We start from the raw sequence: 20,508 nt of genomic DNA, 5'->3' as shown, positions 1-20,508 counted from the left end.
CTAGAAAAGAGGAGTTATTTCTTTTTGGGCTGCCTGTTTAAAAAAGGGGGGGCATCTATCTCACCAAGCTCAGGATAAAATGTATCTTGCCATTCTGGGTGTTCAGATGGTGCTTGTTGTTTGGAGCGAGTATTTTTTTGGTCACCTGCTGGTGTTGGTTCTCCTAGATAAAACCAAGGGTCTTCTTGAAATTCATCGATAAAAGGTCCGTTAGGTTGATTCCACTTTTTTTCTACTTCCTCTGTCACCAATTGTTTGACTAATCTCCGTAACGCAGCTTCACTAACTGTATATTTTTTCGCCAAAATGAACTCTCCCCTTTGTTAAAATCGTGTTATAGTGTATGCTGATAAGATGCAAAGGTGAATAGTGGAGGTTACAATGGACTGTATTTTTTGTAAAATTATATCGGGAGAAATTCCATCAAAAAAAGTATATGAAGATGAAGATTTATATGCCTTTTATGATATTCAGCCTGCTGCACCTACTCATGTCTTACTCATTCCAAAAAAGCATATACCTTCCATGATGGATGTAAAAGAAGAAGATAAACAACTGATGGGTAACTTAATACTCGGTATCCAAAAAGTAGCTGGACAGTTGGGTATGGATAACGAAGGTTTCCGTGTCGTCAACAACATAGGAGTGTTTGGGCAACAAACGGTGCCTCATATTCATTTTCATCTGGTAGGTGGACGTCAACTGACTTGGCCTCCAGGTTAAGAAGCTTTGACATCGCCTCATTTGATGATTTATAATGGAGAATGACCTTTTGTGTTCAAAATTTTACAAGGTTATTGCAGGTGTCGTGGATGCTGACCTCCTTTATATTGGATCAGGCCGCTATCTGCTTACTCTAGTGGCTTTTGTTTGCCCTTGGAGGGAGGGAGAAGCATGGTTGAAACACGTGTGAGAAAAAATGAATCACTCGATACTGCTTTACGTCGTTTCAAACGTTCCATCTCAAAAGATGGGGTTTTATCGGAGGCTAGAAAGCGCGAGCGTTATGACAAACCCAGTGTGAAACGGAAAAAGAAAGCGGAAGCAGCAGCACGCAATAAAAAGCGTAGATAAGAGGTGTCCGATCTGTGAGCTTAATCCAGCAGTTGGATCAAGATATGAAAGCTGCGATGAAACAAAAAGACAAAGAAACATTGTCTACCATTCGCATGGTTCGTGCCTCCATTAAAAAGGTGGAGATCGATAATCGAAGCGGACTAAGTGAAGATCAAGTATTAGAGGTACTTGTACGCGAGATCAAGCAACGCAAGGACTCTCTGCAAGAATATGAAAAAGCAGGTCGTGAAGATCTTGCTTCAAAGGAAAAACGTGAGATTGAAATTTTGTCTGCGTATCTTCCTGCGCAATTAACCGAAGAAGAACTTCTTGAAATTGTGAAAAAGGCAATTGCTGATACAGGTGCTTCTTCGAAAAAAGAAATGGGCAAGGTGATGAGTGTTGTTGTGCCGCTTACAAAAGGGCGTGCGGACGGCAAGAAAGTAAATCAGTTGGTCCAGCAGTTACTCGGATGACAGCGTGTTTTTTGCGCTGTCTTTTTTTCAACATCAAGAAAGGGGATAGAAGATATGACCCTTGGAACCACTCTGCTTGCAGCTTCGACTAGCTGGGATATCGTTACACATCCTGCTATCATGGCTATTCTTCTAACGATTGGTTTAGCGGGCATTTTTGTAGAATTACTAGCTCCTGGACATATTATTCCCGGTGTAATCGGCATTGGAGCTTTTGTGCTGTACTTTTATGGGCAATTTGCAGCAGGGATAGCTGAATTGAGTGCACCTATTATATTCGTAGTTGGATTAATATTACTCATAATTGAGATGCTTGTACCTGGAGGTATTTTCGGAACATTGGGTACTATCGCTCTCTTTTATTCTGTAGTAACAGCTGCAAAAAGTGTGGCCGTAGGACTCAGTGCTTTGGCTATTGGAATCGTTGCTACTGTCTTGTTCATTTGGATTCTTTACAAATTTTTTGGGTTTCGTACTACATGGCGCAAAATTATTCTTTCGAGTCAGCAAAATAATGAAGAAGGTTATACTTCTTCCAAAAATCGTAAATATTTGATTGGGAAAAAAGGTGTGGCACTGTCCGCACTGAGGCCAGCTGGATGGGCCATGATCGAAGGTCAAAAAGAAGATGTGGTAAGTGAGGGAGAGCTTATCCCAAAAGATGCGGTGATTATTGTCACAAATGTAGAAGGAACTCGAGTAGTTGTAAAAATAGTGGATGAAGAGATAGAATAATTAGGTTATTATTAGGGATATATCCATATCATATCATGTTAGGAGAATTTTAGTGGATGATACTAGTTTGTTAGGTCCTATTGTTATTGTTGTTTTAGCGATTATTGTTTTGTCTATCTTGTTCTCATTTGTTCCGGTAATGCTTTGGATTAGTGCAATGGCATCAGGAGTTTATGTCGGTTTGACCACACTGATCGGTATGCGTCTTCGCCGAATTACTCCTGCTCGAATTGTCAATCCATTAATTAAAGCACATAAAGCTGGTCTTGGTGTAAACATTCAGCAGTTAGAAACACACTTTTTAGCCGGTGGTAATGTTGACAGAGTAGTAGATGCTCTTATAGCTGCACACCGTGCTGATATCGATTTGGTATTTGAACGTGCAGCGGCGATTGATCTGGCAGGACGTGATGTATTACAAGCAGTCCAAATGAGCGTAAATCCTCGTGTTATTGAAACTCCAGTCGTTTCAGCTGTAGCCAAAGATGGGATTGAATTAAAAGTTATTGCTCGTGTAACCGTAAGAGCAAACATTGAACGTCTTGTTGGTGGTGCTGGAGAAGAAACGATTATTGCACGTGTAGGAGAAGGAATCGTTACCACAATTGGTTCTTCCGCTAGTCACAAAGCGGTACTTGAAAATCCAGACAGTATCTCCAACACGGTTCTTTCCAAAGGTCTCGATGCTGGAACCGCTTTCGAAATCCTCTCGATTGATATTGCAGATATAGATATTGGTAAAAATATTGGTGCAGAACTGCAAACAGATCAAGCAGAAGCAGATAAAAGGATTGCTCAAGCAAAAGCAGAAGAACGCCGTGCAATGGCTGTAGCCCAAGAACAAGAAATGCGTGCACATGTAGTAGAGATGCGTGCCAAAGTTGTAGAATCAGAAGCAGAGGTGCCAAAAGCACTTGCAGAAGCATTGCGCTCTGGGAAGATGGGAGTGCTTGACTACTACCAACTTCAAAACATAGATGCGGATACCAAAATGCGTCGTACCATAGGGGATACGGGCGAAGATGATACAGAGTAATCTCTTAACGAAATCCCATATCAGTCTCTTGCTTATGGGGAAGGAACGGGAGGGATGATATGATTGCCATCTTAGAATTAATCAAAACGCTCATCCCTTTTGGCATCGCTTTTCTAATATTGTGGGGTATTGGTCGTCTATGTTGCACTTCTAGTGCGAAACAACCAGCAGGGGATCAGTTGAAACATAAGCAGAAAAAATCGAAGCAGATGAACAAGAAACCAAGTACAGATCCAAATCAAGGCTCTGCTCAAAAAGAGAGTATGATAGATAACAAATCTGACTTTTTCTCCTCCAAAAAATCCATGATCCCGTCAGATAGGCAGCATGATGAATTAAATACTGTTTTGCCATTACCAATGGCGAAACAAAAGAAACTAAAACCATTGCAAAAAGCGTTTTTGCTTAAAGAGGTTTTAGATTCACCAAAAGCAATCAAACCATATAAACGAAAATATCCTAGGTAAAATTCAGATCCTCTTTATGAGGGTCTTTTTTGTAATGTATTATTTTTATCAGCTATCCTATTATTCAGAAGTGTGCTAATCTAATTATAACTTTAGGTGACTTCTGCATGGATAGCGGATGTTGTCCCTAAAATCAGTGTTAAGGTCAAATTCTTAGGAGCTTTCGTGAAGAGCATCTATCGCGTCGCTGGTTTTGTTTTCGTCCTCGCGGTTCTCACGGAATGGAAGGAGAACCTTCCCTACATCCTTTCCGCCGTAGTAGGCTTTGCATGCATCATCGTAGCGACCTTCCGAGCAATGCGCTGGATGGTGAGGGGAATGCTGTTCACTTTCGGTGCTCTCATGGTCTTGGGTGTGTTCTTCGGGATGGTATTCATCGTCATTGGAATGGTTTATGGTTTCGCCATGACTATTCGGGCGTTGCTTCGCTGTGCTCGTTGAGAATACACCAAGTGGATGTGAAAGTTTTGTTATTTGTGTCTTCACGTCTACAGTCTGGGTTGAGTCTCCTCGATCCAGATCCCGTAAATAAGTTATTTTTCATAGATTTTAAAAGTGGTTTTATTTATGTAATCCATCAATAAAAATATTGGTGGATTTTTTTATTATTTTAATGGTTGGCCAATTGGGTTATCAATGATGAAAAGTTTAGTAGAAACGGGTAAAACATTGCGTGTTAGTTAAAACATCAGTTTTAATTATGGAAAAGCCAGATTCCTTAGTGGGAATGGCTTTTTCTGTTTCTAAACATTCCCCATCCCACTTTTTTGTTGTGTGTATTTGAAAAGGATTGTTGTTGTTGCCATATCTCTAGATGAGTAAATGTTTATAACCTTTCCTATTGACCACATTGGTCAATAGTCTTAAAATGTAATTGACCACATTGGTCAAACGTGAAAAGAGAGGAAAACTTTATATGACCTCTAAATTTCTTGCTTTAGATCCTGTTAAACAACAACAAATATTAAATGCTGCAATGAAAGAATTTGCTCTAAAAGGTTACAGAACAGCATCTACTAATCAAATCGTGGAAACAGCAGGTATTTCCAAGGGATTATTGTTTCATTATTTCTCCAATAAACAAAAGTTGTATTTGTACCTTTACGATTATTGCGTAGAGGTAATCTTGGAAGATTTTTTTGGACAAATCGATTTTGACCAAAAAGATATTTTACTGAGATCTCGAGAAATGCTATTGATTAAACTTCGATTGATGAACAAATATCCTGTAATATTTGATTTTCTTATAGAAGCCAATATAGAAGAAGCGACTGAAATAAAAGATAAACTTAACTCTCGCAATCAAGAAATTATTCGAGATAGTTATGTTAAAATGTTTGCTTCGATCGATGCGTCTCTTTTTCGCAGAGATATCGATCCTTCAAGAGCATTGGATATCATTATTTGGACGATTGAAGGCATATCTAATAAGGTTCAGGCTCGAGATAAGTTTAAAAAAGCTGAAGAACTTCAGAATGGCAAGACATTACAAGAATTGGATAAATATCTAGAGATACTCAGAAAAACACTATACAACTAGGAAAACAGGAGATGTTTGACATGAGTCATCATGTGAAAAGTTTTGCAGAATTAACTCCAGCTGATTTCTCTTTTGCAGGTGGGAAAGGGATGATGCTGGCAAAGATGTTTCAAGATGGGTACCCCATTCCAGATGGATTTGTCATTCTATCTACAGCTACTGGACCAGAGAACTTTGTTGATGGGGTTTGGACGGAGGTAGTCACTCATTTAAACAAAATTCGATTCAGATATCCTCAAGCTAAATTTGCTGTTCGTTCTTCTGCTTTAAGTGAAGATTCATCAGAAGCATCATTTGCTGGGGAGTTTGAAACCGTATTAAATCAATCTACAGATGAAGAGATAAGGGAAGCCATTCAAACGGTAATTCATTCTGTTCATCATGAAAGAGTGAAATCTTATACTTCGATTAAAGGAATGAAAGAAGATCATCAAATCGCGGTTGTCATTCAAGTAATGGTTCCGTCCCAGATGTCAGGGGTCTTGTTTACTGCTGATCCAGTGACTGGTAGTAGTGTGAGCATGATTGGAAATTTTGTTAATGGCTTAGGAGAACAGCTGGTTTCTGGAGAAGCGGATGCCTATATTTTTGAATTGACTCGTATTCGAAAAAAATATAATGGTCCATATAGAATGAAAAAATACGCATTGCAACTTTATGACTTGGCGATAGAGTTAGAAAAACAATTTGGTTTACCACAAGATTTGGAATGGGCCGTTGCAAATGAAAAGTTATATATCCTTCAAGCTCGACCAATCACTACACTATCCAAGGGAAACATGGAAACTTATGACATAAACTATTCGTTATCAGGAGACTACCTCTGGACCAATGCTAATGTTGGGGAAGCTGTGCCAGATGTTGTTACTCCTTTCACATGGTCGATCTTGCAATATTTAGATGAGGAAATCAGTGTTGTTCCAGGATACTATCTCATGTCGGGAAATATATGCGGAAGAATTTATACCAATATCAGCAGGAGGTTATCGGTTTTCTCTGCATTTGGGATCAGTCCTAAATTCGCGCTTTCTCTCATTGGCGATGTATTTGGCAATATACCACAAGAGATGGAACTACCAGTCTATCCATTTACTCGGTGGGAATTATTAAAATTGATGGTACCAAAAGTAAAACACTATCTCAAAGAAGTTCAGATTGCCTCAAAATCCATAACGAAACAAATTTCAGATACTCCACAGTGGTGTCAAAATATAAAAAAGCAAATTGCAGCAGCAACGACAACTGCTGAGATAAAAAATATTTGGGAAGAGGAGCTGCATCCTTATCATCGTAAAGCGTGGCTGACACTTCTGTCTGGGGGAACAAAAGCAGTTTTAGCGATGAGATTGAAGAAAAAACTAGCAAAAATGGTCGGAGAAGAAGATGCAAATGCTCTGCTTTCAAACTTAAGGGGAGAAGGTGAATTAGCAAGTCTTGGACCTGTGTTAGGGATATCCAAAGTATTGGCCGGTGAATGGAGCAAGGAAGATTATGCTCGCCAGTATGGGCATCGAGGTCCTTATGAGTTTGAACTGTCCATTGCTGATCCAGCTGAAAATAGCGATTGGTTGGAGGGACAAATAAAAGAATTCCAACAATCCAACATAAATGTGATGGAATTATTGACCACTCAAGAAACCAAGAGTAAGGCAGCATTTGCTCGATTTGAACAAAAGTATCCGCTTAAAAAGCGATGGCTAAAGGAACAACTAAAATTAGCGGCAGAAGGTGCACAGCTAAGAGAAACAGTACGTTCTGAGTTTGTTCGCGTACATCGTGTCTTACGAGCCTTTATGCTTCAAATTGGTAACATAACAGGAATCGGAGAAGATATTTTTTTTCTTTATCTCACAGAAATAGAAAAATTGTTATCTGATGAAGAGAATATAATAAAGTTTATCTCAAAAAGAAAAGAAACATATGCTAAGTTTAAGTCTTTGCCACCTTTTCCAGCAATTATACGCGGGCGATTTGATCCCTTTTCATGGGCTAAAGATCCTCAAAAGAGAGGAGATATTTATGATCCAACCATCCCATCTACAGAAATGGATACAGAAGAGTTAAAAGGATTTGCAGGGGCTGCTGGGAGGATAGTGGGAAAAGTTCGCGTTTTGATAAGCCCAGATCAAGGAAAGGAACTGCAAGCAGGTGAGATTTTGGTAGCCTCTAGTACGAATGTAGGCTGGACACCTTTATTTCCAAAAGCAGCGGCCATTATTACAGATGTAGGAGCACCACTTTCCCATGCTGCGATTGTTGCTAGAGAATTAGGAATTCCAGCGGTTGTTGGGTGTGGAAATGCGACTACTCGTTTAAAGACTGGAGACCGAGTAATCGTAGATGGCGGCCAAGGATTGGTTCATATCATCGGAAAATAATAGCTGAAGGCAGTTGGGAAAATCATTCCTAACTGTTTTTTTTATTTTATGATAAAAAACACTTGCATTAAGTGTGTTAGTTGTTATAATACACTTATAAGAAAAAATACTCCTGAAAGGGAGGAGCATACATGGAAGATAGAAAGGTTGGCTCTTTTGTTTTTCAAATTGATCTTAGCCAACCCTTATACGAACAAATCTTAGATCAGATTAGAAGTTCAGTAGCACGGGGGGAGATCGGTTTGGGAGAGAAGATACCATCTGTACGTGAGTTAGCGATTAGTTTAAAGGTGAATCCAAATACAGTTATGCGAGCATACCAAGAATTGGAGAGAGATGGATTGACAGAAAAACGTCGCGGGCAAGGAACATTTATTACTACATCCAAAAACAACATCGCATCGTTTAAGTCAGAATTAGCAGAGCGCTATTGTTTAGAGTTTGTGGAAAAGATGAAAAGCTTAGGCTATAACGAGAAAGACATGATTCAATGGATCACCAATGAGAAAGGAGTAAACAAATGAATGTAATTGAATGTGAAGGGCTGAGTAAAAAGTTCGAAAAAAACTTCGCATTGCAGGAAGCGGAAGTTCAAATTCCAGCAAATCGCATTGTAGGTGTTTTAGGACCGAATGGTGCAGGGAAATCTACTTTTTTTCGATTACTTGTAGGACAAATCAAAAACGACGCAGGTGAGATTCAAGTACTCGGGCAAAAGCCAAACTGGAAATTGAATCACCAAATTTCCTATTTACCAGATCGTGCACGTTGGTATCTCGATTACAGTGTAGAGAAGACGATCGAATATGGTAAAAACTTTTTACCTGGTTTTCAAGAAGACAAAGCTTTTGATCTAGCAAACAGAATGAACTTAGATGCTTCGATGATGACAGCCAGCATGTCTAAAGGACAAGAAGCAAAATTGATGTTAATTTTATGCATGGCTAGAGAGGTACCTTTGGTTATATTAGATGAACCTTTTGCGGGAATTGACATGATTGCGAAAGAACAAATCATGGAGACCATCATCGATTTAGCTAGCGAACGAGAGCAAACGATTTTGATCAGTACACATGAAATAGCAGAAACAGAAGGATTATTCGATTATGTGGTCTTTTTTAAAGAGGGGGCAGTCATTCTCAGTGGGGATGTAGAAGAAATGCGGGAAAAGCAAGGTTCTCTACAGAGTATCTACCGGGAGTTATATCGATAGGAGGAATGAAATTTGTTTTGGAATCTAGTCAAACATGAATTGAAACAGAGGAGTACGGATAAAGATAAAAATTCGAGTCACAAAAGATACATCAAGTATATTTATTTAGTCGTCTTCTTAGTTCTTGCTGTCGTGTTTATAACAAGGCTTGCGCTTACTGGAGAGTTAGAGCCGGTTCAAATTTGGAATGTGTTATATGGCTTACCTTTTATTTTAATTGGAATCTCCCGAGGAACAATCAAACGAGAGCAGCGCAGTAACACCATTGGTTGGTGGTTATCTTTGCCTTACAGTCGTCAGACACTGATTTGGGCCAAATTTCTTGCAGCCATGTGGAGATCGATATTAACTTACCTCATTATTTTTGTGATTGGATTAGCAGGTTTTTTCTATGTCTTGCTTCTCGATCCTAAGTTACAGCTCCATGATATAGGCAGTTTCTTATCAACTGGTGCAAATGTTGGTTTGATCATGATTGTCATCGGTCCACTTGTTATTGCTTTAGGCATGTTTATGGGAACATTGGCTTTGACCGAGTATCGTTATTTAGTCTCTCTATTTTGGATCGGATTTTGGGTACTTTGGGCTCTCGTGATCTCATCATATGCAGAGGTGATATTCCATTTCGTAGAACACCAGTATATGGCGTTTCCTGAGTTTTCCTTAATTGCTTGGATACCATGCTGGATCATCACCTACATGCTAATTGCTTCTATGTCTAATCTTTTGGAAAGAAAACTGGTCTAACAGGTATCGAGGAGGAGATTATATGACGAATATGCTTGAATTTCATAAAGTAAAAAAAAGTTATGGCAAACGTATCGCAGTGAATCAATTAGAAATCTCAGTCAAAAAGGGATCATGCTTTGGATTGCTTGGTCCCAATGGTGCAGGGAAATCAACGATGATGAAACTGATTTCTGGCATTATACAGCCAGATTCTGGTCAAATAAAAGTAATGGGTTTAGATATGAAAAAGAACCTAGTAAAGATCCAACAAAAAATAGGATATGTTCCACAATCTATTACCCTGTACGAAGATTTGTCAGCAATCGATAATTTACTTTTTTTTGGTGAATTGGCTGGAGTGACAGGAAGCAAGTTGCAAGATCAGATTCAAGATGTACTGGCCAAAACAGGTTTATCTGACCGTGGAAAGGACGAAGTTCGTACGTATTCTGGAGGTATGAAACGTCGGATTAATATCGCTGTAGCATTGTTGCATAAGCCTGACTTATTAATTTTAGATGAACCAACTGTGGGGATTGATCCTCAATCTCGTAACCTTATTTTTGAATTGATTCGCTCGCTGCACAAGCAAGGAGTGACAATTATTTATTCTACACATTACATGGAAGAAGTAGAGGCACTGTGCGACGAGATTGCAATTGTTGATAATGGAAATGTCATTGCTGTGGGCGAACTAGATGAACTTCTAACAAAGCATACAAAGCCATCTGTTTATATGGAATCTGCTCAGAAGTGCGAACAACCAAAAGTACCTTCTGCAACAAATGTAATAGAAAAAGGCAATGGTTGGGTAATTGAAACAGAAGAACTACTTCCAACAATTCAATATTTAACGGAAATAGCAACGAATCAAAAACTAATTATCAAAAAATTAGAAATACTACGTCCGTCATTGGAAGATGTTTTCTTAAAATTAACTGGTGTAAGTCTCAGAGATGTGTAAGGGGGAGAGTCAAAAATGAGTACAGTATTAAAAAAAGAGTTGAAAATATTTTTAAAACGAAAAGGAAACTTTTTTTGGTTGTTTGCTATGCCGATCTTTTTTATCGTAGTTATGAATCTTATGTTCTCCAATTCAGACTCAAAAGTAACAGTTCAACTAATAGACAGAGACCAATCTACTCTCTCTCGTGCATTTATAAAACAGTTGGATGGAATAAAAGAGATAGATGTGAAATTAGAAAGCAGCTCATCTTTTAACGATCAAGTAAAGCAGTTACAAAAAGGAAACATTTCATCTCTTGTGGTAATTCCGAAAGGGTTTGAAAAACAATTCGCAACTAGTGCTTCTCAGATTCAATTTTATCGAGATGGGAATGCAAATCAAGCTGCAGCAGCAGTGGATGCTGTGCTAAACGGTTTGAGTAATCAATATCGAGAACAAAAAATTAAAACAAGTTTATTGAGTGAGGGTCAGCCAGAATCGAAAATAGCAGGTACAATGAAAGCTCCTATAACCATCACTACAATCAATGAAACATCTAGTGAAATTAATGGTATTACTCAAGTTGTTCCAGGTTATATGATTATGTTCTCCTTCTTTATCATCATGACGATGGTAACAAGATTTACAGCGGAGAGGGATTCGGGTATGGTTTCTCGTTTACAAGGTACATCCATCAGCTCCTGGCAGTATTTACTGGGCATGTGGTTACCAAATGTATTTATGGTTCTGTTTCAATGTTTAGTGTTGCTCCTATTTGGTCATTTTGCCTATGGCTTAGTTTTCGGCAACTTTTTGCTTGTCTTGTTGATCGTAATATCCCTAAGTATCTGCGGAGCAAGCATCGGTATAGCAGTTTCCATGTTAATTCGATCTGATCAGGCTTCAAAAGGGATTACTCAATTATTTACATTAGGTGGTTCCATGTTAGGCGGACTTTGGTTTCCCTTTGATATGCTTCCCTCTTATGTACAAGTATTTGGGAAAATGACTCCTCAATACTGGGCACAACATGGTTTACAGGAAGTGATGGCTCATGGGGCAAAAATAAGTGATATATGGCCAACCTTTGCTGTTTTACTTTCTATTGGGTTTGTGGGTTTAATCATTGCAAAGTTTAGTTATTCCACCTTTTTGCGTCGAGCTGTAAATTAGGGTATAAAGGAATAGCACAATACTCTAAGATAATTCTACTTGCCAATCAGTAATAGTTATTTATAGAATAAAACTATTATATATTGATGGAGGTAATTAATTGAAACGATTAACAGCTATATTTCTCTCCATGCTGCTATTGTCTGTTGTATTTGCTACTGCTCACTCGGAAGTGAGTTATGCAAAAATAAGGTCACACTCCAGCTATCATACCAGTAGTTCGCATTCCAGCTACTATTCACCATCTTATAAATCGAGTAGTTATTCTTATTACAAGACAAAAAAGAAAAAAAGCATCTTTAGTAAGTTAGGCTCTTTCGTTGGTGGGGTTATCATCGCAGGTATCATATTTATTGTGCTCGTCATCATTGTCTTGATTGTATTATTTTTTGTCATTCGTCGGTTTATTCGACGACGACTTAGGCATTAGGCCAATTTTGCCAGCTCTGGTAAGATGTAATACAAGTAAAGATAGAACCTCCTTCCCATACTAAAGGGTAGATAAGGAGGTGCAAGACCAATGCCAAGAAGCACAAATAAATTATTAGTACCAGGTGCAGCAGCAGTATTAAACCAATTTAAAGAAGAAATAGCTAGTGAGTTTGGTGTGACCCTTGGAAAAGATACAACTGCTCGATCGAATGGATCAGTAGGTGGAGAAATAACGAAACGGCTTATCGCTCAAGTCGAGCAGCAACAAACCAAATAGTATAGGAATGAACGACTCCATTTCAGGAGTCGTTTTTGATTTCTGGATTTTTTCTTCTACTCTCTCTGTTTCGTGCATATTCTTAACAAGGAGATGGAGGGAGGAAAACGATGAAACGACTTACACAACTAGCTTCCAATTGGTTTGATTTACCCCCTGAAGTGGTTGGGACTCTCCCTCGCATAGAATGGATCGGACAACAGTTACAAATCGAAAATTTTATAGGTGTCCATCAATTTAACCCAGATTTACTCACGTTAAAAACGGCTACAGGTTTTCTTACTGTGGAAGGTGACTCTCTTGTGATGGAAGCTATTTACCCAGATAGAATATTACTTACTGGAAAAATCTCTGCAGTACATATGAAGAATAAGGAATAGGGGAGAAGGCATGTGAGAGGTGGTACAGTAACTATTGAATGCTTGGGGCAAAATATTTCAATCTTATTGGATCAAATCGTACAAGCTAAGATTGTCCTTAAGAATGTACAATGGGTAAGTAAAGAAAAAGTGCGAATTACCGTTTTGTTATCAGATATCATGCAAGTTTGGAAGTATATGAAACAATATAAAATAGCTGGGAAAATAGTGGAGAAATCAGGGCCTTTTTTCATGCTCAAAAAGATAAAGAAGCGAAAGTTTTTTGTCATTGGTTTTTCTATTTTTTTATTTTTGCTATTCTTCTTTTCTTCGTTTATTTGGTATATAGATGTGGAGGGAAATGAGCAATTACCAGATAAATATGTTCTATCTATTTTACAAAAGGAAGGTATTTATCCAGGACAGCTTAAAGTTGGATTTCCTAATACGGATCAACTGCAAAGAAAACTTCTAAAACGAATTCCAAATGCTTCATGGATTGGAGTGCGTATAGAAGGTACTCGCATCATTGTCACAGTGGCAGAAAAAAAACGGGTAGATTCGATCGGGGAAAAGAAGCTGATTCGTCGGCCTGTAGATTTGATTTCTAAAAAAAATGCCTTCATTATGGATGTACGTGTTTTTCACGGGAATCCGGTGGTCAAAGTACATGATGCTGTGAAAAAAGGGCAATTGTTGGTTTCAGGTACTTATGGAGCCGCAGCATCTCCAAGTAAGGGGACAATTGTTGGGGCTAAAGGAATTGTTTTAGGTGAGGTTTGGTATGAATCAGAGGTAGTTGTGCCCCTAAAGTATGTACAAAACGAATATACTGGAGAAAAAACACGTTATACATGGCCATTTGTGGGGCCATTTATCTTAACTAATCCATTTTCTACGCCTAAACCTTATGCAAAATCAGAACTAATGAGAAGAATATCGGCACTGCGTATTGGAAAATATCAATTACCGATCGGTTTGGTACGCGATGTTTATTGGTCTGTTAGACAAGTAACCTATACTCGAAATCATACAGATGCGATTACTTTAGGAAAAAAAAGAGCTAGATTGGAAATGACTAATACTATTGCTCCAGAAGGTAGAATTTTAGGGGAAAAAGTTTTGCACCAACGCATAGACAATGGTAAAGTTTATTTGAAGATACATTTTGATGTGGTTGAAAATATTGCTCAAGAAAAGCCTATACTACAAGGGGATTGAAACATTTGCAAAGCAATGAAAAACGGATTCACATTGAATTTCAGACTTCTGATGAAGCAATTAAATTGTTTGGCCCGCATGATACGTTTCTCAAAGTGATTGAAGCAGACAGTAAGGTCAAGATCGTTTCGAGGGGCGGAGAAATTGTAGTCTCTGGACCATCTGAACAAGTAGATAGAACACAGGAATTATTTCGCGTCTTGCTGACGCTTATTCGCCAAGGCTTGGAGTTAAATGAACGTGATGTTGTATATGCCAAGCGACTTTCGGAAACGGACAAGGCCGATGAATTATTGGAACTGTACCAAGAAGAAGTAGGTATTACCCAAAAAGGTCAAAAGGTGAGAGTCAAGACATTAGGCCAACGGCATTATGTCACAGCTATCCAGAAAAAAGACATCGTCTTTGGGATTGGACCTGCAGGTACTGGGAAAACTTTTTTGGCTGTCGTTATGGCAGTGATGGCTTTAAAGACCAATCGTGTTAAGCGGATCGTGTTAACAAGACCAGCAGTAGAAGCAGGGGAAAACTTAGGATTCTTACCTGGTGATCTTCAAGAAAAGGTAGACCCTTATTTACGCCCTTTATATGATAGCTTATACTTCATGCTTGGAATGGAACAAGTTGCGAAAATGATGGAACGTGGACTAATTGAAATTGCACCTCTAGCGTATATGCGTGGACGAACATTAGAAGACGCATTTGTCATTTTAGATGAGGCTCAAAATACAACACCTGAACAAATGAAGATGTTTTTAACTCGTCTTGGATTTGGCTCCAAAATGGTCATAACTGGTGACGTAACCCAAGTGGATTTGCCTCGAGGAAAAAATTCAGGATTGCGAGTGGCAGAGCGGATACTTGAAAATATTCCGGATATTCGTTTTGTCTATTTAAAACAAGCTGATGTTGTTCGACATACACTGGTACAACAAATTATTGAAGCATATGCAGAGGAAGACAACCAAGGAGCCAGCTAGTTATGGGAAAAAGCCAAAGAGCTTCTTTTTTTCAAGGACAGTGGAAAAGTCATTTTTCCATACAGATACTCATTTACGCGATCTTCGGGGTCGCGTTCTATTTGTTGTTGCTTCCACATGCCTTGCCGCAGTTTGTCGATATAAAAGTTGGGAAAATAAGTAGAGAAACGATTATTTCTCCTATAACTAAAATTGATGATACAGCGACAAAAGCAGCAAAGGATAGAGCAGCAAACTCTGTAGATCCTCAATACACAAAAAACGAAGAATTAACGAACAGTCAAATTGAAAAAATTGATTTGGTGTTTGCTGATGCAAGAAGGATCATCGGAGATAAAACGTTGAAAGAACCCGAAAAATTGAAAAGCTTAAAAGATGCAATTTCCCAAGAACTACCAGAAGAATTTTATATTAAATTAGTACGAACTTCTTTAACTGAATTAACAGATTTACGTCTAACTACCAGAGACATTGTGTCCAATATATTAGAAGAAGGAGTTCGTTCTCAAGAACTTGCCACGAAGAAAGATCAGGTAGACAGCATGTTGGTCACTTCATCACTATCGAGTAATTCACGCTATTTGGCACGTGAGATCACCAGATATTTTTTAATTCCTAATGAACTATATGACCAGAAGAAAACAGAATCCCTTCGAGAAGCTGCGAAAGATTCTGTTGAATCAATTCCGATCAAAAAAGGGCAAGTGCTCGTTTCTTCCGGGGAAGTTGTCACTCCTGATCAATATCGAAAATTAAAAGAAATAGGTTTGATACGCGAACAAACAAATGTCCTGCCTTATGTGGGTTTACTGATTCTTGTCTTGTTGGTTTTGGCTATCTTTCGGTTTTATGTGCAGCGCTTTCATTCCTTCCTGCATGCAGATAACAGCCAACTTTTATTGCTGGTATCGATCATGCTACTTACACTGATTGGGATGAAGATAGTTACATTAGGACAAAATTTAGAATGGAGTACAGTAGGTTTTCTCGCTCCTGTCGCGCTCGGAACGATGCTGATTACCTTGTTGTTAAATTCAAAATTATCTTTAGCAGCAAGTTTATTATTATGTTTAGCAGCAAGCATATTTTTTAACGGAGATAATCAGTTGTTGTTTGATTTTCGTTTTGGATTAGTTGCATTGATCAGTGGGATGATCAGCACCTTCGCCCTTGACGGTGTTAAACGAAGAAGTGCCGTGTTAAAAGCAGGTGTTTTAACTTCTCTTGTGAGTATGGTAGCTATTCTTGCTCTCTATACATTATGGCCAGCAGAACGTGATTGGGCGCAACTTTTTCAATCACTCTTGTTCGGCTTAATTGGCGGTATTTTCTCTGCTGTGCTCACGATTGGCTTTTTGCCCTATTTTGAAGCCATGTTTGGAATACTATCTCCTCTGCGTCTTTTGGAGCTTAGCAATCCTAACCATCCATTACTTAAAGATTTACTTTACAAAGCTCCTGGTACTTATCATCATTCCATCATAGTCGGAAACTTGGCGGAGGCAGCAGCTGAATCAATTGGTGCTGATGGTTTTCTTGCGAGAGTTGGAGCTTATTATCATGATGTTGGAAAATTAAAGCGGCCACAATTCTTTATCGAAAACCAGATCCATCGAGATAATCCCCATGATAAAATATCACCAAATCTGAGCAAAACAATTATTTTATCACACCCAAGAGATGGTGTAGAGATGCTGAAGGCTCATCGCATTCCAAAAGCAATCAAAGATATTGCTGCACAACACCATGGGACAACTTTGTTGAAGTTTTTTTATTACCGTGCACTAGAACAAAGCAATGGAACACAGGTTATTGAGGCTGATTATCGCTATCCTGGTCCAAAAGCACAGTTTAAAGAAGCAGCTATTGTCGGGATTGCCGATTGTGTGGAGGCTGCTGTACGCTCCATCTCCAAGCCAACTCCATCACGAATTGAAAATATGATTAGTAAAATTATCCGAGATCGTCTAGAAGATGGACAATTTCATGAATGTGATTTGACATTTAAAGAATGTAATTCTATCGCTAAAGCGATGGCAGCAACGTTGCAGGGGATTTTTCATTCCCGCATCGAGTACCCAGAGGATATACCAACAAAAGGGGCAAAATAGATGGTAACCATTGAAATAGAAGCAGAAATACCTCTGACAGAAGAGGAAAAAGCAGCGATTGACAGAGTGCAAGAAGTATTAGATAAAGTAGCTCAGATGGAAGAACTTCCAGAGGTTTCCGTATCGTTAACCTTAGTTAGTAAGGAAAGAATCCAAGAAATCAATCGAGAGTATCGGGAAAAAGATAGTCCTACAGACGTTCTCTCATTCCCGCTATTTGAAAATCGATCGGAATGGAGCAAAGAAGATTGGGAAGAAACGATTGAACTTGGAGATATTATTCTCAGTCTTCCTATAGCAAGTGTTCAAGCGATAGAATACGGTCATTCCTTACTGCGAGAGATTTCCTTTTTGGTAGTACATGGATTTTTGCATTTACTTGGTTATGATCATGAAACAAAGGAAGAGGAAGAAGAAATGTTCGGCTTGCAAGAGAAAGTATTATCCGAGTTAGATATTACGAGATAGGGAGAGATGTTTCATGTGGGTGACTAAAGTACTCAAAAGCTTTCGATACGCGATCGAAGGCTTAAAGTATGCGGTTGTCACCCAGCGCAATATGCGCATCCATTTTATTACGGCATTGGTTGTCTTATTATTAAGCCTTTGTTTATCTTTATCAAAGCTAGAAATATTGCTGTTGTTTGTCTCTATCACATTGGTATTGTTTGCTGAATTGATCAATACATCCATCGAAGCAGTAGTAGATATGATCACAGGAGAATTCCATCCGCTTGCTAAGATTGCCAAAGATGTTGCAGCAGGAGCTGTATTTTTAACAGCAGGACTTGCTTTTATTGTTGGGACTAGTATCTTTTTTCCTTATTTACGGTTTATTCACACCAGTATTTCGGAACATTCTCTCTATCCGCCAACGATTGGGCTTACAGCAATTGTATTAGTTACTTTTTTTGCAACTTTTTTGCTGAAAGCATGGGTTTCGAGATATTGGAAAGACTGGGAACCGAGTTTGATCATGTCTCTCACCTTTTGTGTAGCGACATTAATCATCTTGGTAATTTGGCAGCTTCCTATAAGTATCTTGGTGTTATTTTTAACGGGCATTGCCGTGCAGTCACGTATTAAAGAAAACACCAATTATCGATCGATGTATTTTGGTGCGCTTATGGGGATTGTCATAGCTGTACTCGGATTGCAGCTTTTGTAGGAACCACCAAATACAAAATGAGCTAATGTTCCCTGAGGGAGCAGCATTATTTTGAGCTATCGCACATAATCCTGTCTCGCCTTTTGTCGACATGTAGTAATAGAATGGTTTTTAGCTAATATGCCTGTAACTTTATACAATTTACAGGGGGAGTAAGCAAACGGGTAACGTTGCAGATCTGCTCCCTTTTGCTTTTCAAAAGGAGGATTTTTATGACAAATAAGTTCCGTTCCGGATTTGTGGCACTTATTGGACGACCAAATGTGGGGAAATCAACATTGATGAATGAAGCAATCGGCCAAAAGATTGCCATTATGTCGGACAAGCCTCAGACAACGAGAAATCAAATCAGAGGCATTTATACAGATGAACATGGTCAGGTTATTTTCCTTGATACACCAGGGATTCACAAACCTAAGTCTAAACTAGGAGAATACCTCGTTAAAACAGCGCAAAATGTGTTTACAGAAGTAGATCTTATTTTATTTTTAGTCGATGCAGAAGAAGGTTTAGGCGGCGGGGATCAATACATAATCGAACGTCTAAAAGGGGTTTCTACACCAGTATTTTTGGTGGTCAATAAAATTGATAAAGTTCATCCTGACAAACTTTTGCCATTTATCGAGCAATACCGTCAGCTTCATGACTTCGATGAGATTATTCCTATATCAGCTTTAAAAGGAAATAATACAGGTCGTTTGCTTGAGTTAATTTTAGAACGCTTACCAGAAGGCCCCATGTATTACCCAGAAGATCAAGTGACGGATCATCCTGAAAAATTCATCATGGGTGAGATTATTCGGGAAAAAGTGTTAGAATTAACACATGAGGAAATTCCTCATTCTGTTGCAGTAGTGGTAGAAGAGGCGAAGTTGAGGGAAAATCAACAAACTTTATATTTACGGGCTGCTATTGTTGCAGAACGTAAATCACAAAAAGGAATTTTGATCGGCAAGCAAGGCGCAATGCTAAAGCAAGTCGGTAAACTTGCTCGTACCGAAATGGAACGTTTATTTGGATATCGCATATTCTTGGATTTATGGGTTAAAGTGCGAAAAGATTGGCGCAATGAATCCCAATATCTGAGGGAATATGGCTATCGCGATGAGGAGTAAAAAATAACCAATAACTTTGTCTCATATAAATCATGCTCCTCGGTCATGCTAACTCTGAACCCCTCTCTAGAAAGGAAGAGACTCGTTGCGAAATTTCTCATGGAGCTGTTTTCAGGTAACGGGTAGCATCGATGCCTATCTTTTATACAAAGATATAGAGGCTTTAACAGTTGAGCAGGATGAAGAACAGTTAGAGGACGTTGAGCAAAAAGAAGAGGCCTAGTAGAAAGGACAGCAATGATTATCAAATTGCAAGGAATTGTCCTTCGAAATCAACCATATGGAGAAAGTGATCATTTGCTGTTTATTTTTTCCCGTGAACGAGGAAAAGTAAGCATGATCGTAAGAGGTTCCAAAAAACCAAGAAGCAGATTTGGTGCAGTGACAGAACCTTTTACGATTGCTGATTTTGTCTGCTATCAGCATAGTCCAACAAGTATGCCGTCCCTTTCTCAGGCAGATATCATTCATCACCATCAAACTATACGATCAGATCTTTTATTGACTGCTTACGGCGCATATTGGTTAGAATTAGTGGATCGAATTATCGTAGAAAAAGAACCTGCTCTAACTTTATATAATCAGCTTGGACTGTTGCTTTCTCAATTAAATGATGGCAAAGACCCAGAAATATTGACGCGTTTACTAGAACTCGCGATCCTAGCAGCGGCTGGCTATAAACCTGTATTTTCCGAGTGTGCTAAATGTGGGACTCCTTGGCAAAATGGAGAAGCAGCAGCCTTCTCGCTGACACAAGGCGGTATGGTGTGTACCAAGTGCATGACGCCAAGAGATATCAGCATTACCCCTGCAACTGCATACTACTTGCGGATTTTAAATGATATATCTGCTGATCAACTAGGAAATGTCAATATAAAATGGGAAACCAAACACGATATGGAGACGATATTGCAATTTTATTTAGATGCACAATTGGATATCAAGACCAAGTCAAGAGCAATCCTTCAACAATTGCGATCAACTTGGAATGGAAAATAACAAAGCAAACAATGGATTTTTTCTATTGTTTGCTTTTTCTTTTTTTATTAGGTTCTCTATGAAGGGTGTTGGCTGCATATGATATCCACATGCAACC

At 38.8% G+C, this 20,508-nt stretch carries 26 protein-coding genes; 25 read left to right on the top strand and 1 reads right to left on the bottom strand.

Features of this window, described 5'->3' with window-relative positions; all coding sequences use genetic code 11:
• Window positions 1–14: 14 nt before the first annotated feature.
• Window positions 15–305: a hypothetical protein gene (locus AC5WOE_RS00320; protein WP_496048015.1), complete on the bottom strand. Its 291-nt coding sequence runs from the start codon at window positions 303–305 to the stop codon at window positions 15–17.
• A gap of 76 nt (window positions 306–381) precedes the next feature.
• On the opposite strand from AC5WOE_RS00320, the gene AC5WOE_RS00315 reads away from it, so the two are divergent.
• The 25 genes from AC5WOE_RS00315 (at window position 382) to recO (ending at window position 20,411) form a co-directional block, all read left to right on the top strand.
• Entirely contained in the window at window positions 382–723 is a 342-nt protein-coding gene (locus AC5WOE_RS00315; RefSeq protein WP_496048014.1) for a histidine triad nucleotide-binding protein, read from the top strand.
• A gap of 171 nt (window positions 724–894) precedes the next feature.
• The gene (rpsU, locus tag AC5WOE_RS00310; RefSeq protein WP_240873640.1) at window positions 895–1,074 is read left to right on the top strand and encodes a 30S ribosomal protein S21; all 180 of its coding nucleotides are present in this window, start codon (window positions 895–897) and stop codon (window positions 1,072–1,074) included.
• A gap of 14 nt (window positions 1,075–1,088) precedes the next feature.
• On the top strand, window positions 1,089–1,532 hold the full coding sequence (locus tag AC5WOE_RS00305) for a GatB/YqeY domain-containing protein (RefSeq protein ID WP_496048013.1): 444 nt from the start codon (window positions 1,089–1,091) through the stop codon (window positions 1,530–1,532).
• Window positions 1,533–1,586: 54 nt separating this feature from the next.
• On the top strand, window positions 1,587–2,267 hold the full coding sequence (locus AC5WOE_RS00300) for an NfeD family protein (protein WP_496048012.1): 681 nt from the start codon (window positions 1,587–1,589) through the stop codon (window positions 2,265–2,267).
• 52 nt (window positions 2,268–2,319) lie between these two features.
• On the top strand, window positions 2,320–3,303 hold the full coding sequence (gene floA, locus AC5WOE_RS00295) for a flotillin-like protein FloA (protein ID WP_496048011.1): 984 nt from the start codon (window positions 2,320–2,322) through the stop codon (window positions 3,301–3,303).
• 59 nt (window positions 3,304–3,362) lie between these two features.
• Window positions 3,363–3,770 (top strand): hypothetical protein, encoded by a 408-nt coding sequence (locus AC5WOE_RS00290; protein WP_496051619.1) that lies wholly within the window; start codon window positions 3,363–3,365, stop codon window positions 3,768–3,770.
• A gap of 165 nt (window positions 3,771–3,935) precedes the next feature.
• Window positions 3,936–4,211 (top strand): hypothetical protein, encoded by a 276-nt coding sequence (locus AC5WOE_RS00285; protein WP_496051618.1) that lies wholly within the window; start codon window positions 3,936–3,938, stop codon window positions 4,209–4,211.
• Between the two features lie 475 nt (window positions 4,212–4,686).
• Window positions 4,687–5,310, top strand: coding sequence for a TetR/AcrR family transcriptional regulator (locus AC5WOE_RS00280; RefSeq protein ID WP_496051617.1), 624 nt, complete (start codon window positions 4,687–4,689; stop codon window positions 5,308–5,310).
• 20 nt (window positions 5,311–5,330) lie between these two features.
• Complete coding sequence (locus AC5WOE_RS00275) at window positions 5,331–7,688, top strand: PEP/pyruvate-binding domain-containing protein (protein ID WP_496051616.1); 2,358 nt, start codon at window positions 5,331–5,333, stop codon at window positions 7,686–7,688.
• A 131-nt stretch (window positions 7,689–7,819) separates the two neighbouring features.
• The gene (locus tag AC5WOE_RS00270; RefSeq protein ID WP_496048006.1) at window positions 7,820–8,212 is read left to right on the top strand and encodes a GntR family transcriptional regulator; all 393 of its coding nucleotides are present in this window, start codon (window positions 7,820–7,822) and stop codon (window positions 8,210–8,212) included.
• On the top strand, window positions 8,209–8,901 hold the full coding sequence (locus tag AC5WOE_RS00265) for an ATP-binding cassette domain-containing protein (protein ID WP_496048005.1): 693 nt from the start codon (window positions 8,209–8,211) through the stop codon (window positions 8,899–8,901). The genes AC5WOE_RS00270 and AC5WOE_RS00265 overlap by 4 nt, the downstream gene beginning before the upstream one ends.
• A gap of 12 nt (window positions 8,902–8,913) precedes the next feature.
• Entirely contained in the window at window positions 8,914–9,648 is a 735-nt protein-coding gene (locus AC5WOE_RS00260; protein WP_496051615.1) for an ABC transporter permease, read from the top strand.
• Window positions 9,649–9,670: 22 nt separating this feature from the next.
• Entirely contained in the window at window positions 9,671–10,594 is a 924-nt protein-coding gene (locus AC5WOE_RS00255; protein WP_496048003.1) for an ABC transporter ATP-binding protein, read from the top strand.
• Window positions 10,595–10,609: 15 nt separating this feature from the next.
• A complete protein-coding gene (locus tag AC5WOE_RS00250) occupies window positions 10,610–11,749 on the top strand; it encodes an ABC transporter permease (RefSeq protein ID WP_496048002.1) in 1,140 nt (379 codons plus the stop codon).
• A 100-nt stretch (window positions 11,750–11,849) separates the two neighbouring features.
• On the top strand, window positions 11,850–12,179 hold the full coding sequence (locus AC5WOE_RS00245) for a hypothetical protein (RefSeq protein ID WP_496048001.1): 330 nt from the start codon (window positions 11,850–11,852) through the stop codon (window positions 12,177–12,179).
• A gap of 90 nt (window positions 12,180–12,269) precedes the next feature.
• The gene (locus AC5WOE_RS00240; RefSeq protein WP_496048000.1) at window positions 12,270–12,458 is read left to right on the top strand and encodes an alpha/beta-type small acid-soluble spore protein; all 189 of its coding nucleotides are present in this window, start codon (window positions 12,270–12,272) and stop codon (window positions 12,456–12,458) included.
• Between the two features lie 110 nt (window positions 12,459–12,568).
• The gene (locus AC5WOE_RS00235) at window positions 12,569–12,838 is read left to right on the top strand and encodes a YabP/YqfC family sporulation protein (RefSeq protein WP_496047999.1); all 270 of its coding nucleotides are present in this window, start codon (window positions 12,569–12,571) and stop codon (window positions 12,836–12,838) included.
• A gap of 12 nt (window positions 12,839–12,850) precedes the next feature.
• On the top strand, window positions 12,851–14,038 hold the full coding sequence (gene yqfD / locus AC5WOE_RS00230; RefSeq protein ID WP_496051614.1) for a sporulation protein YqfD: 1,188 nt from the start codon (window positions 12,851–12,853) through the stop codon (window positions 14,036–14,038).
• A 5-nt stretch (window positions 14,039–14,043) separates the two neighbouring features.
• A complete protein-coding gene (locus AC5WOE_RS00225) occupies window positions 14,044–15,018 on the top strand; it encodes a PhoH family protein (protein ID WP_496047997.1) in 975 nt (324 codons plus the stop codon).
• A gap of 2 nt (window positions 15,019–15,020) precedes the next feature.
• Complete coding sequence (locus AC5WOE_RS00220; protein WP_496047996.1) at window positions 15,021–17,129, top strand: HD family phosphohydrolase; 2,109 nt, start codon at window positions 15,021–15,023, stop codon at window positions 17,127–17,129.
• Complete coding sequence (gene ybeY / locus AC5WOE_RS00215) at window positions 17,130–17,597, top strand: rRNA maturation RNase YbeY (protein WP_496047995.1); 468 nt, start codon at window positions 17,130–17,132, stop codon at window positions 17,595–17,597.
• 13 nt (window positions 17,598–17,610) lie between these two features.
• Complete coding sequence (locus AC5WOE_RS00210; RefSeq protein WP_496047994.1) at window positions 17,611–18,297, top strand: diacylglycerol kinase; 687 nt, start codon at window positions 17,611–17,613, stop codon at window positions 18,295–18,297.
• Between the two features lie 212 nt (window positions 18,298–18,509).
• On the top strand, window positions 18,510–19,412 hold the full coding sequence (gene era, locus AC5WOE_RS00205; RefSeq protein ID WP_496047993.1) for a GTPase Era: 903 nt from the start codon (window positions 18,510–18,512) through the stop codon (window positions 19,410–19,412).
• Window positions 19,413–19,497: 85 nt separating this feature from the next.
• Entirely contained in the window at window positions 19,498–19,635 is a 138-nt protein-coding gene (locus AC5WOE_RS00200; RefSeq protein ID WP_496047992.1) for a YqzL family protein, read from the top strand.
• Window positions 19,636–19,649: 14 nt separating this feature from the next.
• Window positions 19,650–20,411 (top strand): DNA repair protein RecO, encoded by a 762-nt coding sequence (gene recO, locus AC5WOE_RS00195; protein WP_496051613.1) that lies wholly within the window; start codon window positions 19,650–19,652, stop codon window positions 20,409–20,411.
• The last annotated feature ends 97 nt before the right edge of the window (window positions 20,412–20,508 follow it).

It is taken from the genome of Shimazuella sp. NTD248 (genome assembly GCF_059510395.1).
Note: the sequence above shows the minus strand (reverse complement) of the source record. Positions and strands in the feature narration are given on the sequence as shown.